Source organism: Pseudophaeobacter leonis (assembly GCF_002087335.1).
GTDB lineage: Bacteria > Pseudomonadota > Alphaproteobacteria > Rhodobacterales > Rhodobacteraceae > Pseudophaeobacter > Pseudophaeobacter leonis.
In genome coordinates this window covers 76,445-91,891 of the sequence record NZ_MWVJ01000102.1, presented here as the reverse complement: position 1 = coordinate 91,891, position 15,447 = coordinate 76,445, and the positions used below count along the sequence as shown (strand labels likewise).

General features: G+C 58.5%; 10 protein-coding genes and 3 pseudogenes. 1 reads left to right on the top strand and 12 read right to left on the bottom strand.

Going from position 1 to position 15,447, the window contains the following annotated elements; translation table 11 throughout:
• From B4968_RS19185 to B4968_RS19155, 8 genes are all read right to left on the bottom strand, one after another.
• The gene (locus B4968_RS19185; RefSeq protein ID WP_083100916.1) at positions 1 to 969 is read right to left on the bottom strand and encodes a type II secretion system F family protein; all 969 of its coding nucleotides are present in this window, start codon (positions 967 to 969) and stop codon (positions 1 to 3) included.
• A 1-nt stretch (position 970) separates the two neighbouring features.
• Entirely contained in the window at positions 971 to 2,416 is a 1,446-nt protein-coding gene (locus B4968_RS19180; protein WP_083100915.1) for a TadA family conjugal transfer-associated ATPase, read from the bottom strand.
• A gap of 42 nt (positions 2,417 to 2,458) precedes the next feature.
• Entirely contained in the window at positions 2,459 to 3,697 is a 1,239-nt protein-coding gene (locus B4968_RS19175) for a CpaE/TadZ family protein (protein ID WP_083100950.1), read from the bottom strand.
• A 252-nt stretch (positions 3,698 to 3,949) separates the two neighbouring features.
• The gene (locus tag B4968_RS19170; RefSeq protein WP_083100914.1) at positions 3,950 to 4,579 is read right to left on the bottom strand and encodes an OmpA family protein; all 630 of its coding nucleotides are present in this window, start codon (positions 4,577 to 4,579) and stop codon (positions 3,950 to 3,952) included.
• A 23-nt stretch (positions 4,580 to 4,602) separates the two neighbouring features.
• Positions 4,603 to 6,000, bottom strand: a complete 1,398-nt coding sequence (locus tag B4968_RS19165; RefSeq protein WP_083100913.1) for a type II and III secretion system protein family protein — start codon at positions 5,998 to 6,000, stop codon at positions 4,603 to 4,605.
• Between the two features lie 267 nt (positions 6,001 to 6,267).
• Positions 6,268 to 7,128 (bottom strand): Flp pilus assembly protein CpaB, encoded by an 861-nt coding sequence (gene cpaB, locus B4968_RS19160; RefSeq protein WP_083100912.1) that lies wholly within the window; start codon positions 7,126 to 7,128, stop codon positions 6,268 to 6,270.
• 108 nt (positions 7,129 to 7,236) lie between these two features.
• Positions 7,237 to 7,413 (bottom strand): hypothetical protein, encoded by a 177-nt coding sequence (locus B4968_RS23735; RefSeq protein ID WP_162843579.1) that lies wholly within the window; start codon positions 7,411 to 7,413, stop codon positions 7,237 to 7,239.
• Between the two features lie 89 nt (positions 7,414 to 7,502).
• Positions 7,503 to 7,688, bottom strand: coding sequence for a hypothetical protein (locus B4968_RS19155; protein WP_083100911.1), 186 nt, complete (start codon positions 7,686 to 7,688; stop codon positions 7,503 to 7,505).
• A gap of 413 nt (positions 7,689 to 8,101) precedes the next feature.
• Between B4968_RS19155 and B4968_RS19150 the strand changes: the two genes are divergently transcribed.
• Positions 8,102 to 8,995 (top strand): lytic transglycosylase domain-containing protein, encoded by an 894-nt coding sequence (locus tag B4968_RS19150; RefSeq protein WP_241525856.1) that lies wholly within the window; start codon positions 8,102 to 8,104, stop codon positions 8,993 to 8,995.
• 269 nt (positions 8,996 to 9,264) lie between these two features.
• Here the strand turns inward: B4968_RS19150 and B4968_RS19145 are convergent.
• From B4968_RS19145 to topA, 4 genes and pseudogenes are all read right to left on the bottom strand, one after another.
• Positions 9,265 to 10,298 (bottom strand): annotated as a pseudogene (locus B4968_RS19145) (fatty acid desaturase).
• A 339-nt stretch (positions 10,299 to 10,637) separates the two neighbouring features.
• A pseudogene (locus B4968_RS19140) lies at positions 10,638 to 11,266 on the bottom strand (3-oxoacid CoA-transferase subunit B).
• Positions 11,267 to 11,269: 3 nt separating this feature from the next.
• A complete protein-coding gene (locus tag B4968_RS19135; RefSeq protein ID WP_083100909.1) occupies positions 11,270 to 11,992 on the bottom strand; it encodes a CoA transferase subunit A in 723 nt (240 codons plus the stop codon).
• Positions 11,993 to 12,496: 504 nt separating this feature from the next.
• Positions 12,497 to 15,215, bottom strand: a pseudogene (gene topA / locus B4968_RS19130) (type I DNA topoisomerase).
• Between the last annotated feature and the right edge of the window lie 232 nt (positions 15,216 to 15,447).

Sequence of the window (15,447 nt, the reverse complement as noted above, 5' to 3'; positions counted from 1 at the left end):
TCAAACCTTGATGTCGGTCAGGAAACGCATCACGACAAGATTCACCGTGAGCATGATGCCGACAAAGAAACAGGCCGGAATAAAATAGGGGTGATCCAAAACGCCATCGTAGTAGTTCGGATCTTTCAGCAGGGTGCCGATCAGGGCCAGCAGCGGGAAGGCCGAGAGGAATTTACCGGACCATTGTGCTTCGGCCGTGATGGCTTTGACCCGGCGAAACAGGCGGAACCGTGCCCGGATCACCTTGGCCAGACCCGCCAGGACTTCGGCGAGATTGCCGCCTGATTGCTGCTGAATGGTCACCGCAACCGACAGGAACCGCAGATCCTGCACATCCAGCCGTTCGGCCATCTCCTTCAGCGCTTCGCCGATATCGCGGCCATAGGCACATTCGTCAGCGATGATGCCGAATTCGGTGGCAAGGGGGTCTTCGATCTCCTGGGCGACGATCTGCACTGTCGAGGTAAAGGGATGGCCCACCCGCAGGCTGCGCACCATCAGCTCAACGGCGTCAGGCAGTTGCTCTTCGATCAGGCCCATGCGTGTGGCGGCCTTTTTATTGACCCAAAAGAACACCCCGCCAACCCCGATCACAATGGCCGCAAGCGCGCGTGCCGCCAGAGGGGTGGAGGTGCCGACGCTCAACCCGATAAAGGCAAAGAAGGCCGGGCCAGCCATGATCAGCATCAACTGTTTGGGGCTAAAGGCGATGGCGGCTTTCTGTGCCTTTTCGGCAAGCAGTGAATAGAGCGGGATGGTCTTGGACTTGCCATGCTGACCCAGCTCTTTGCGCAACTGTTCCAGCACCTGCTCGCGGGTGCTGCCCTTTTCCATCATTTCCAGACGGCGGTTGACCTGATTGTTGAGCCGGATGGATTTGCCAAAGGCAACCAGGTAGATGCCCTCGACCAGCACGACCACGCCAACAAAGATTAGCAGATAGATGACCGGTTCTGCACTCAGTTGCATGTCAGACCTCCACTGCGCTAGGTTCATAAATTGACGGCGGCAAGTCGTAGCCCCAGAGACGGAAGCGTTCGGAATACTGGCTGCGCACGCCCGTTGCGGTGAAATGGCCGATAATCTTGTTGTCGGGCGTCAAGCCGACGCGCTGGAAGCGGAACAATTCCTGCATCGAAATCACATCGCCTTCCATGCCGGTGATCTCGGTGATCGAGGTCATGCGGCGCGAGCCATCCTGCAGACGCGAGGCCTGCACGATGACGTTCACCGCCGATGAAATCTGGCTGCGGACCGCCTTGATCGGCATCTCCATGCCTGCCATTGCGATCATATTCTCAAGACGCGAAATGCCATCGCGTGCCGAGTTGGCGTGAATGGTTGTCATCGAGCCATCGTGGCCGGTGTTCATGGCCTGCAGCATGTCGATGACTTCTTCGCCACGGGTCTCGCCGACGATAATGCGGTCTGGCCGCATCCGCAGGGCGTTTTTCAGACAGTCGCGCGGCGAAACCTCGCCTTTGCCTTCAACATTGGGCGGGCGGCTTTCCATCCGTCCCACATGGGTCTGCTGCAGCTGCAGCTCGGCGGTGTCTTCGATGGTGAGGATACGTTCAGCATTATCAATGAACGAGGACAGCGCATTCAGCGTGGTGGTTTTCCCAGAGCCGGTGCCGCCCGAGACGATCACATTCAGGCGGGTGGACACGGCGGCCTGCAGATAAGCGGCCATTTCTTCTGTAAAGGCGCCGAACTCAACCAGGTCATCAATGCCCAGTTTGTCTTTTTTGAATTTCCGGATCGACACCAGCGAGCCATCTACCGCAACGTTGGGCACCATGGCGTTGAAACGCGAGCCATCCGCAAGACGGGCATCCACATAGGGGTTGCTTTCATCCACCCGTCGCCCCACGGCCGAGACGATCTTGTCGATGATCCGCATCAGATGCTTTTCATCTTTGAAGGCGATATTGCTCAACTGCAACTTACCTTCGCGCTCGATAAAGATCTGATGCGGGCCGTTGACCAGGATGTCGCTGACAGTTTCATCCTGCAGCAGGGTCTCCAGCGGACCCAGACCGGTGACCTCATCGTAGAGCTCTTTGTTCAGGGTCATGCGATCTTCGCGGTTCAGCACGATGCCCTTCTCTTCGAGGATTTCCGCCGCGATGGCCGCGATCTCGCCGCGCAGCTCGGCCTCAGGGGCGTTCTCAAGGGCAGCCAGATTCAGGTTTTCCAGCAGATCACGGTGCAGCTGAACCTTGATGTCGCTCAGGCGTTCCTGGCGTTTGCTGTCCTTGTCCTTGGCCCCAGCATCAGCGGCCAGGCTTGTCACCGGACGCCGCAGGCTACTGGCGGGTTTGACCGGGGTTGCGGGGACAACCGCATCTGGCGCATCTGGGACCGCCGCGGAGGCTTTTGGTTTGGCTGCCTGTTTCTTGTATTTAGAAAACATGTGAGACCCCCCGGCTACTCAACGAAATTACAGTGCTTGAAACTAGGCAGCGGCCTCGGTCTCGTTGGTCCCCAGATCGTGCAGCGATCGCGCCAGTTTGGCGATTTCTTTGCGCAGGGGGTTTTTGGCATTTGAGGTCGCCAGAGGCAGCCCGTGGTCACAGCTTTGGGTGATGGGCTTGCCGCCATCGGGCAGCTGCAGATCAATCGAGATACCAAGGCTTTCGGCCATCCGTTTGACCCGGCTTTTACCGCTGAGATCGGTGAATTTCGGCGCCCGGTTCAGCGCAAAACGCAGTTTGTCAAAGGGCAGGCCTTCGGACTGCAGCGCGCGTTTCAGGCGCAGCGCGTTCTGGGCCGAGCGCATGTCCAGCTCGATCATGGCAAAATAGACATGCGCCATCTGCAGAATGGTTTCGGACCATTGCACCAGGGTGTGGGGCATATCGATAATGACAAAATCAAAATGGCTGCGGGCCATTTCCACCACGCGCTCCACATCCTCAACGGAAATGAAATCAAGTGGGATCATTTCGCTGGGCGCGGTCAGGACCTGCAGTTTGTCCTGAAAGGGCAGCAGCGCCTGACCAAATATATCCGCGTCCATGTTTTCGGTTTCGCTCAGCAGCTCCATCACGATCTCGCGGCGGGGCAGGTCGAGATAGGTCGAGACCGATCCCTGTTGCATGTCGAAATCCAGCAGGCAAACCGAGGGCGTCTTTTGGGTGCTCATCTCGGCCAGCTCCCAGGCCAGGTTTACCGCCAGAGTGGTTGATCCGGTGCCACCAGCAAGGCCATGGCAAACGATGACAGCGCCTTCGCGGCGGGCGTCTGACTTTAGCAAATGTGGGTTTGTTGGGGCTGCGGGGTCCGGCCCCGGTGTGCTGATGCGGTCAATCGCCGCCTGCAGCTCACGTTCCGGCAAGGGGTAGGGAATAAATTCATCGGCACCCTGGCGCAGCAGCGTGTGAAGGGCTGCGGGGCTGACCTCTTCAGCGATCAGGATGACTTTTATGTTGCGTGCTTTGGCTTGTGAAATGATCTCGCCCATCTGCGCAAGATTGGCCTCATCCTGGGAGTCCATTGCAAGGGCGACAAATTCGAGGGTCTCGGCTTCGGGCTGGGCAAAAAACGCCAGGGTTTCGCCAAAACCCAGGTCGCCCCAGGCCTCGCCAAGTGCGGCCTCCATGTCTTCTATAAGGAGGTCGAAGTTCTGCACATCGCGGCTGATTGTGCAGGCGACAATGGCAGGGTTTTCTGATTGTGGCATTTCACCGCTCATCGACATCATCCTCATGGTTCCAGGGCAGCCCAGCGATTCACAGGTCGCAGGTTACCCTTGTGGCACAATGTCGATTAACATCTGGGCAAGATTGGGGCCAAAAAACCCCAAATGTAGGGAATTGTTGAACGGTTTTTGAAGTAAGGCAGGCTGAGCAGGCCTGATATACTGCCTTTGAGGCAGCCCGGATCAGGCCTCTTATGAAGCACAGGGCGAGGAGGACTGGCGGAGAGGACTGGCAGGGGCCGGACTCTATTCCAGGCTGGAGTTGAGAGACTGCTCAGAGGTGAGGGTGGTGGCCGGGACGGCGCTGGCTATGTAGTCGCGGTAGACAATCTGGGCATATTTCCCATCCAGAACCGTGGGGTGCCTTTTGAAAAACCCGCTGACTTCGGTCACGGTCCTGCGATTGCGACGCTCGCGTTCCTGGGTCAGGATCAGGGGCTGGCTCTCAGGGTGAGAGACCATAGCCTCGAGGCGGCTGCGACTGATGCCACGGCTGACAAGATGATTTACCGCCGCGCGGGCACGCCGCAGGCCCAGTTGTTTGTTGTAGCTGCTGCTCCCGACCGAATCAGTGTGGCCATAGACCCGAAAGCGAACTTCGGGGAATTGTTTGATCCAGGCGGCCTGACGGTCCAGCACAGAGCGGGCTTCGCCATCAAGGCGGGCATCGTCAAAAGCAAAGTTGATGGTTGTCGGGACTTCTTTGGCGAACCGCCCAGCAAGCTGTATCGCGTAGTCCCGTTCACCGCTCATGACCGCAGCGTTGTTGTGGGTGGCCGCGCCCAGCAGGCTTTCGTCCAGCGGCTCACCCGCCTGACGATGGCTGCAGGCGGCGGCGCTGAGAACAAGCCCCAAGATCGATATGCTTTTGATCATGTCCCGGTCTTTCTTTTACGTCTTCAGTCCATCACATAGCCGTAGGAGCCATTAAAGTCTTGTCTGGCAACTTCGCTGGCTGGGCCTTTTTGTGCGCTTACAGTACGGCCAAACAGAAACAGTTCCGACTCGCTGGGCGGCTTGATGCGGTCCGTTGGCAGGCTGAGGGCTTCGCCACGAGAGGGCGTGACCAGATGCGCGCTGACGATGATGACCAGTTCGGTCTGTTCCCGCTGGTAGTCGGCACTGCGGAACAGAGCCCCCAGTATAGGCACGTCCCCAATCCAGGGCACCTGTGATGAGTTGTCGAGGAACTCGTCCTTCACGAGGCCAGCAATGGCAAAACTCTCGCCATCGCGCAGCTCGACCGTGGTTGCAGTTTCCCGTCTGGAAAAGGCACTGACCCGCAGGTCGTTGACAAAAAGGGAGTTTGTCGGATCCACAGCGGATACGGCAGCCTTGAGCTCAAGGTTGATCAGATCGCCGTCAACCACCCGTGGAATGAAGTTCAACTCGATACCAAAGGGTTTGAACTCGATGGTGATATTGCCGCTGTCCTGCGCAACCGGGATCGGATATTCGCCACCCGCAAGAAATTTGGCTTCCTGACCGGAGAGGGCAGAGAGGTTTGGTTCGGCCAGAGTGCGGACCACGCCTTTTTGCTCCAGCGCTTCCAGCAGCAGGCCAACCTGAAAGGATCCGGCGCCAAACTGAAAGGCAAGAGCGCCGGCAACACCATCCTGCGGGGTGATGGTGGGATTGCTCAGGCCATTGTCGCCCGCCAGCCAGGTGCCGCTTTCGCCCACGGTGCTGCCACTGGCATTGCCCAGAGCGACAGAGGAATGCAGCGCCTTTGACACCGAGCGCTGCATTTCGGCAAAGCGGACTTTCAGCATTACTTGCTGCACGCCGCCGACGCTGAGCAGATTGCTGACGCGTTCAGGCGCGTAGCGTTCGGCCAGATCCATGGCGCGTTGCAGTCGTGCGGCGCTTGAAACAGTGCCGGACAGGACAATGCCATCGTTGGCGGTACGTACTTCAATTTTTTCGCCGGGAAGAATCTGGCGCAGCCGTTGCTTGAATTCGGAAACATCAGCAGCAACGCGAACATCCACATTGGTGATCAGTTTGCCCGAGGCATCCAGCAATGTCAGCGTTGTCAGACCGGGGGATTTGCCCAGCACATAGATGGTGCGGTCCGAGAGAGACGAGATATCTGCGATATTTGGGTTGGCGATGCTCAACTCAGCAAAGGGATCATCGCTTTCCACCACGACCGCGCGGTTCATCGGCACGTCGAGCGTGACTGATGTGCCTCGTTTGACAACCCGCACGCCATTGGCCAGAGCCGCGTCCGGTGCGCTCATGCAGAGAAGCGATAGCCCCGTGAGAGCTGCCGCCATAAATCCACGAATTTTCATGTGACCTGCCTTTCCGATCACGCCTCAATTTCGGGTCTTTTTGCCCGCTATTTTCACCCACTGTGCTGCAGATTGCGAATTATTGCAAGAATCAAAGGCTTCCGGGGTGTTGTGACACCCCTCTCGCTGTGGGGGAGAGGCAACAGACGGAACAGAGCCACCCGGTTAGGATGGCTCTGCTTTTATATTAGGTCATTGATAAACAACGATTCCCTGGCGCGTGCTCTGATACCTGGGCCAAATGTCCTGGCCAAAGGGCGCGCAGCTCTAGTTGCTGCAGGGGATCGGGATCTCGAGCACTTCGGCGCCACGACGGGTGCGAATGGTGCAGACCCGTTTTTGTTCAACCTGCTCGGGCGCAAGTCTTTCGCCAAGACCCAACAGCTTGCGCTGGTTCACTTCGACAACCGAGGCGATGGTGTCATCTCCGGCTCCGACGAGGGACAGCGACAGGCGTCCTGTGGTCTGTGCCTGGGCCAGAGCGGCAACCTGCTCGGGGTGCACGGCCACGGTCACTGTGCGGGCAATCGTTGCGCCATTCACTTCTGAGCTGGCGCTCTGGTCAACCGCGATGAGCTCAATGCTGGGCTCGATCAGGCGGGTGATATCCTGGTTGTTGCGATCGCCAGCGCCATGCACGGAACCTGTCCAGTACACATCCACGTGGTCACCGGGGCGCAGAAATCCTGACACACCAGAGGAGACATCAACACTGATTGCAAAGGCGCGCATGCCGCGCTGCAGTTGCGAGGTGATGCCTGCATCCTGTCCGGGATTGGTGAGTTTTGCGACCAGAAGTGCCTCGTCTTTTTCCACGGTGCGCAAGACAACCCGCAGATCGCCGGGATTGGCAGGCGGAAACAGCGTCTCCAGCGAGGTGAAGGCACCTTCGGGGATAGATTCCGTGGGCCAGCGCACCTTGCGAACGGCCTCTTTGGTTAGTCTTTCGCCGTATTTCAATTGCTTGTTGGCCACATACACTTCGGTGGTCGGGATCACTTCGCCACGATTGGCGCGCTCCCGGGCAAGCTCATTTTGATAGGCGGAAATGTAATTCTTTGCCATCATCACTGCGCCGCCGGCGAGGGCGACACCGATAATCAGGACGAGTCCAAATACTGCGCGCATTGTGTGACCTTTCTGATGTGGTGCCGGCTCCGCCAGAGGGCAGAACCGGCAAGTTGATAAGTCTTACAGTGACGAAACCTTGCCTTGCTACGCGGTGATCCGACTGGATCAGCTAAAGTCCCAGTTCGACATGTAGGCGACCATTGCGTTCACCAACCCCATGATGCCATCTTGCATCTGAGTTGAAATCAGAACAGCAAGCCCGGCCATAGCGGCGGTCAAAACCACCCAGTCAACAGTTACAGCGCCATCGTCACTTGCGATAAATGTCCAAATTTTTTTCATTTTGGCCCTCGCTCGTATCTGGCTAAGGAAAAGGGCCGCACCTTTACGCAAAAGGCGCGGCCCTAGAGCTTGTTTAGCTAAGGCTAAACTTAGCCGTCTGTAGGAGTTTTGCCAGAGATGTAGGTGCTGGTTGTGCCGGTCAGGTTGCTGGAACCAGTTTCGATCGCGGTGTAGGCAGCGCCGGCCAGAGCGGCAACAGCGGCGGTCAGAACAACCCAGTCAACAGTCACGGCGCCGGAGTCATTCTTGCGGAAGTTTTTGATGAATTTGATCATTGTGTTGTCCCTCCAAAGGATCTCAAAAGTTTTTCAGTTTCCTAAGTGACGTTGCTTCAGGGTCTGTCTCTCTCTCTCACCGACCCTGTGTCGCTTGGATGAGTACATATAGCCGGTAGAGCGTGTCAGGAATTGGGCTGGAATCTGGAAATCGCTGCCCAAATTTTACTTTTTGGCAGGACTGCTATTAACACTTTGTTTGGTAACGAAATATTTTTTTACTTTTTGTCAATCTAACAGGCCTTGCTACGGCTTGCGGGGGCAAATGTGGCGATATCGCCAGATTTACTGCCCAAAAACTGGCTTTTGGCGCCGCAATAGGCGAGTCTGTCAGGCAAAAGACCACAAGATCGAGCTTTCAGATGACCCTGCGATCCCCAATCGGGCTGCTTTTTGTGTTAGCAGCGCTTCTAATGCCCCTTCTCGTGGCTGAGTCCGCAGCGCAGGGGGCGCCAGAGACAGGCCCAGAGACAGGCCCAGAGACGGGCTCCAAGCCTGCGCCGCCTGCCTTTCCGAAATTTGAAGCCCGCCGGGTTGTGGCGCCCAAGCCGGGTAGCCCGCCCAAGATCACCATTCAGATTGAAGAGCCGACGCCAGGAAACCTGTCCCATAGCGGGGCAGGCGGCACAGGGGCAGGCGGCACAGGGGCAGACGGCACAGGGGCAGACGGCACGGGGGCAAACGGCACGGGGGCAACTGCAGCGGGCACGGGTGAAATCGGTCGCTATGGCTGGTTCTGGAAACGGGTTCCTGTTGGGATCGAGGCAGGCGCAGGCAGCAACCGGCTGGAACAGGCGCTGCACGCGCTCAGAACTGCCAAGGCACCTGTCGCAGCACCCGGGTTGCAGCTGTTGCAGCAAATCATCGAAGAACAAGCCGTGCCCATACTATTGTCCTCGGCTGAATCGCGGGTTTCGCCTGCGCTGGTGCTGGCGGTCATTGCGGTCGAATCCGGCGGCCAAAGTGATGCGGTGAGCGGGGCAGGCGCCACAGGGCTGATGCAGCTGATGCCCGATACGGCCACACGCTTTGGGGTGCGCGATGCGCTGGTGGCGGACCAGAACATCAGCGGAGGCATCAAATACCTCGATTGGCTGCTTGAGGAGTTCTCCGGCGACGCGGTTCTGGCTCTGGCCGGATACAATGCCGGCGAGGGCGCGGTGCGGGCGCATCAAGGCGTGCCGCCTTTCCCGGAGACGCGGGACTATGTGCCAAAGGTTCTGGCCGCCTATCAGGTGGCCCGTGCGCTGTGCCTGACACCGCCAGAGCTGATCAGCGACGGCTGCGTTTTTCGCCGGATGAAATAGGCAGCCGCCGGGTGTCGCGATGTGTCGCTATCCCAGGGCGGACACAGGATCACAGGCGACAGCTTTGATAGATCCATCGCCGACATGACATGCTTTGTCCTGACGTGCGATGGCGGGCTTTTAACTGAATGCGGCGGAAGTACTGCGAGGAGGGCGCTCAGTATCCTGTATCCAGTATCCCAGAATCCTGCATCTCTGTCAGGAGAGGCCTTCATGCGGGGCTCGGGGCCGGATATTGGCCCCGAAGCATAGATTTTTCGGTTTGGCGATCAGCCGTAGAGCGCACGGGCCTGCGAGAAGGACAGCAGACGTTTGCTGTCCTCGTCCCAGAGGTGCAACCGGGCGCAGGCCAGGCTTTCACGGATGGTCAGCCGGTTGTTCATCGCCAGCTCAGAGTGATCCCTGATCACTTCGGTCAGGCGGTAGAACGGGATGCGGCTATAGAGGTGATGCACCTGATGTATGCCGATATTCGCGCTGAACCATTGCAGCACGGCAGGCAGAACATAGTAGGAGCTGCCATTGAGGGCGGCATCGTGCAGCTGCCAGTCTTCGGCGTTCTCCCAGTGCGTGGTCTCGAACTGATGCTGCACATAGAACAGCCAGACCCCGGCGGTGGCGGCCAGAATAGTTGAGGGCAGGAAGATCAGCAGCAGTGGCAGCAAGCCACCAAAATACCAGACCACGCCCAGGATCAGCAGCAGGGTCAGATTGGTGCCCATAGCGCTGGTCCAGTAGCGCATACTCTTCATCAGCCCCAGTGGGATCCGGTTCTGTAGCAAGAACAGATAGCTGGGCCCCAGCCCAAACAGGGTAAGAGGATTGCGGTAGATGCGGTAGTGCAGTTTGCCAAAGGTCGACAGGGCCTGATACTCGGCGACGGTTAGCGTATGCACATCGCCCATGCCGCGCTTGTCGAGATTGCCAGCCGCACTGTGGTGCTCGGAATGGGTGCGGCGCCAGACGTCATAGGGGGTCAGTGTAAACACCCCGATGATGCGGCCGACCCAGTCGCTCAATTTGCGGTTCTTGAAGAAGGCGCCGTGGCCACAGTCGTGCTGGATGGTGAACAGGCGCAGCAGAAAGGCGGCGTTGACCACCGAGATGCCAAAGGTCAGCCAGAGCTGATCGACAGCGCCCACCAGGCGAGCGCCCAGAGCAGGAAAAAGGGAATAGCACTGACGCCCAACTCGAAGCTGCTGCGCAGTTGATTGGGTTCGCGGTACTGCGCCAAAATCTTAACCCAATCGCGGGAAGAGCGCACAGTGGACTGCGCTTCGGGAAGGTCATTGGTGTCTGTCATGTGCCTGCCGTGTTTTTAGTGTGTGGCCTTTCGGATAAACTACCTGTGCCGCTTGGCAAGTTATTTGTGCCTGCAATGTGTTCACAGCGGCTTTATGCCACCAAAAAAAACGCTTCAAATACGGGTTTTGTGATGAACCGGCTATTATGGCCGACGTGGCAGTTTGCCTTACGTCAAGGTCAGGGTTTTGTCTGGCGGTGAATTGCGCTGACGCTTCCGGAAAATAACAATAGCCCATCTCAAAATGAGACGGGCTATTGCAGTGATTTTTGCCCGGGCCCGGGCTGGCCCAGGCTGGCCCAGGCGGACTCAGGCAGGCTGATGTCCGGGTGCTGTGGCTTAGCTGACGATCGTGGCCAGAGTGGCGGCGCGCAGCTCTTCTTCAGAGACGCCATCGGCGCATTCAACGATCTTCAGGCCGCCCTCAACCACATCCAGCACACCGACCTCGGTGTGATGCGATCGACAACCTTCTGGCCGGTGAGCGGCAGGGTGCAGTCCTTCAGCACCTTGCTGTCGCCGTGCTTGTTGGTGTGATCCATCACCACAACAACGCGGCCAACGCCTGCCACCAGATCCATGGCGCCGCCCATACCTTTGACCAGCTTGCCGGGAATCATCCAGTTGGCGAGGTCGCCGTTTTCCGCCACTTCCATGGCGCCGAGAATCGCCATGGCGATCTTGCCGCCACGGATCATCGCAAAGCTTTGCGCGGAATCGAAATAGGCGGTCTGTGGCAGCTCGGTGATGGTCTGTTTGCCGGCATTGATCAGATCGGCGTCTTCGTCCCCTTCAACAGGGAAGGGGCCCATGCCAAGCATGCCGTTTTCCGACTGCAGGGTCACTTCGACACCTTCAGGGATGTAGTTGGAGACCAGGGTCGGAATGCCGATGCCCAGGTTCACATACCAGCCGTCCTGCAGTTCAAGTGCTGCACGCGCGGCCATTTGATTGCGGTCCCATGCCATGGATCAGGCCTCCTCTTTCGCGCGGACAGTGCGCTTTTCGATACGCTTTTCGTGATCGCCCTGGATGATGCGATGCACATAGATGCCGGGCAGATGGATTGTATCGGGATCAAGCGAGCCGGTGGGGACGATTTCCTCGACCTCGACAACGCAGAATTTGCCACAGGTGGCAGCCGGCACATTGAAGTTGCGCGCGGTTTTGCGGAACACCAGATTGCCGGTCTCATCGGCTTTCCAGGCCTTCACGAGGGCGAGATCGGCAAACATGCCCTCTTCCATGATGTAGGTCTCGGGCTGGCCTTCGGGACCGGTCGGGAAATCCTTGTGCTCTTTGCCCTCGGCGATGACAGTCCCAACACCTGTTTTGGTGTAAAAGCCCGGGATACCTGCGCCGCCTGCGCGCATGCGCTCGGCCAGGGTGCCCTGCGGGTTGAATTCCAGCTCCAGCTCGCCGCTGAGATACTGACGCATGAATTCAGCGTTCTCGCCGACATAGGACGAGATCATCTTTTTGACTTGCTTGGTCTGCAGCAAAATGCCGATGCCAAAGTCGTCAACGCCTGCATTGTTGGAGGCAAAGGTCAAATCCTTGGTGCCTGCCTCCTTGATTGCGTCGAGCAGAAGCTCGGAAATGCCGCAGAGGCCAAAGCCACCTGCCGCTATGAACATGCCGTCATGAAGCAACCCATCAAGAGCTTCAGCGGCGTTGGAATAGACCTTTTTCATCGAGTTCTCCCATCAACTGCCAGTTGGATCTGGTTCTGGCCCCGAGAGGCCGCGAAGTCAACAATACTGAGACCGACGCGTATTACTACGGAGCGCCAGCCTGTAGGAGCCAGTCTGCGACAGCGGGGGGGCTCCCGCGCGTTTGTGGTGTTTTGGAATCCAAAACCCCGAAAACCCTTGGGCCGGGCGCCGGGCTGCGCCCGGCGCGCCCTCGCGAGCTGGAAGGGGCAAGCATTACATCGGCTGAACCTCAATTGCGCGAGATTCGTTCGCTTGGGGCCTGTTTGCTTAGGGCTTGTCTACGTGGGGCGGCCTGTGCCCCAAGCAAATGCGCCGCGCCATAGGCGCGGCGCTGGGCCCAACGGGATGTCTGGGGATCCTTTGGATCACCGGATCCGGGCGGGAGCATCTGCCTCGCGTTTGGTCTAGGCACTGAGGGCTAGGCGCTGAGGGCTGGGCGCTGGCCTCTATCCACTGGCGCGGACAGCGCTCCCGCAAGAGGGTCTAGGCGTCATCGGCCTTTTTAGGTGCTGCCTTTTTTGACACTGGTTTTTTGGCCGGAGCTTTTTTTGCCGCGGTGGTTTTGGCGGCTGGCTTTTTTGCCGTTGCCTTTTTAGCTGGCGCTTTCTTCTTGGCGGGGGCCTTTTTCTTGGCACCTGATTTGCCGACCTTCTCGGCGATCCATTCCAGAGCCTGCTCCACGGTCACGTCCTTGACCTCGACCTCTTTCGGGATCGTGGCATTGACCTTTTCCCACTTCACATACGGCCCATAGCGACCATCCATGATGCTGATCGCGCCGCCGTCCGGGTGCTCACCCAACTCGCGCAAAGCCTTGGCCGCAGCCCGGCGCCCGCGCCCCGGGTTGTTGCGTTTCTCGGTTATCAGCTCCATCGCCCGGTTCATACCGATTTCAAAAACGTCGAGCGTCTCTTTCAGATTGGCATAGACTGGTTTTTCCTCATCCGGTAACTGGTGCATGATATAGGGGCCAAAGCGGCCCAGGTTGGACGAAATGACGCCGCCCTCGGGGTGGGGACCAATCTCACGCGGCAAGGTCAGCAGCGTGACACCCTGCTCCAGAGTGACCTCATTGGGCCCCCAGCCGGGCAGAAAATCCTTGCCCTGCTTGGGCAGCGAGGACCGTGGCGGCTTTTTGTTTTCCGGCGTCACCTCGCCGCGCTGCACATAGGGGCCAAAGCGGCCAGACTTCAGGTGGATCTCATCCCCCTCGTCCTCGCCCAGAACCCGCTCATAGCCCTCGGCGCCCTCGCCTGAAATCGGGCGGGTGTAGACGCATTCGGGGTAGTTGCCGCAGCCCACAAAGCCACCAGTGCGCGAGGTTTTCAGGTGCAGCTGACCGGCGCCACATTTGGGGCAGATCCGCGGATCCGTGCCGTCTTCGCGCGGCGGGTACAGCTGTGGCGCCAGCGTTTCGTCCAAGCACATCAAGCACTTCGGAAATACGCAGGTCCGAAGTCTCGGAAATTGCCGCCGAGAAATCGCGCCAGAATTTGCTCAGGATATCCTTATAATCACGCCCGCCGGCGCTGACGTCATCCAGCTCGGCTTCCAGATTTGCGGTGAACTCATAGCCGACATAGGTGCGGAAGAAATTCAGCAGAAAGATGGTGACGATGCGGCCCTTGTCCTCGGGGAACAGGCGGTTCTTGTCCTTGCGGACATATTCGCGGTCCTGAATCGTGGTGATCACGGTGGCATAGGTGGAGGGGCGGCCAATGCCGAGCTCTTCCATACGTTTGACCAATGTCGCCTCGGTAAAGCGGGGCGGTGGCTGGGTGTGGTGCTGCAGGCCAAGAACGGCCTTGTTATCCGACAGGATTGCGCCACCACTGCTGGCTTTATCGGCCTGCGCGGCCAGAGAGGCAGCAAACTTCAGCGCCTCGCCCTGCATGATCTGCGGCAGGCGTTTGTCATCCTCATCCACAACATCGTCGCGGCCTTCTTCATAGACCCGCAGGAAGCCGTCAAACAGCATCACCTGACCTGTGGCGCGCAGCACCACCTGGTCGTCGTTCGAGCCAATATCAACCGTGGTGCGCTCAAGCCGGGCACCTTCCATCTGGCAGGCAAGGGTCCGTTTCCAGATCAGATCATAAAGCTTGCGCTGATCGTCCTCAGAGACCTTCAGGCTTTTGGCATCGCGGCTCATCTCAGTCGGGCGGATACATTCGTGCGCTTCCTGCGCGTTCTTGGCCGTGTTCTTGTAGATACGCGGTGACCCCGGCACATATTCGGCACCATAGCGGGTTTTGATCTCACTCCGGGCTTCCTGCACAGCCTCGGGGGCCATGTCGATGCCATCGGTTCGCATATAGGTGATCAGTCCGGCCTCATAGAGACGCTGGGCCGCGTTCATGCATTGCTTGGCACCCATGCCAAATTTGCGGCTGGCTTCCTGCTGCAGGGTCGAGGTCATGAAGGGCGCAGAGGGATTGCGGGAGGCGGGTTTTGCCTCGACCGATTTCACCACCATGTCCCGGCTGGTGACCGCCTGAACCGCAAGCTCGGCTGCGGTTGAGTTGGCCAGGCCGTATTTGTCCAGCTTGTCGCCGCCCAGAACCGTCAGGCGGGCCTCAAACTCCTGACCGCGCGGCGTGGCGAGGCTGGCCTTCACGGACCAGTATTCCTGGGGATTAAAGGCCTCGATTTCCATCTCGCGCTCAACAATGAGCCGCAGGCAGACCGATTGCACCCGGCCAGCCGAGCGCGCACCGGGCAGCTTGCGCCACAATACAGGCGACAGATTAAAGCCAACAAGGTAGTCCAGCGCGCGCCGCGCCAGATAGGCCTCGACCAGCGGCATGTCCACCTGACGCGGATTTTGCATCGCTTCGGTGACGGCCTCTTTGGTGATGGCATTAAAGGTCACCCGGCTGACGGGGGTGTCCTTTTTGATTGACCGTCGCTTGGTCAGGGCTTCCTGCAGATGCCAGCTGATCGCCTCGCCTTCGCGATCAGGGTCAGTCGCGAGGATCAGTTCGTTGTCTTCTTTCAACGCGTCGGCAATGGCTTTGACATGCTTGCGACTGTCGTTGCCGATCTCCCAGATCATCTCAAAATCATGGTCAGTATCAACCGAGCCGTTCTTGGCCGGTAGGTCGCGAACATGTCCATAAGAGGCAAGAACCGTGTAGTTCGGGCCCAGGTATTTATTGATTGTTTTGGCTTTGGCCGGGGATTCGACAACAACAACTGGCATGTAATTCTGTGGCCTCTTATGTGCTCTAACGCGCGTTCTATGGCTGGGCAAGATCAGCGGCGCAAGGGGAGAATGTCAATCCGAGCGCAATGAATGCAGGAATTGCAACACCTTTTTTGCGGGGGCTTTGGTATGAAATGGGCAGGGACATGGGGGCCGCCTGTACTGCGCCCGTTTCCCGGATGTGCCCCGGATGTCGCCCGAATGTAGCGCGAAAATCGCGACGCCCAAC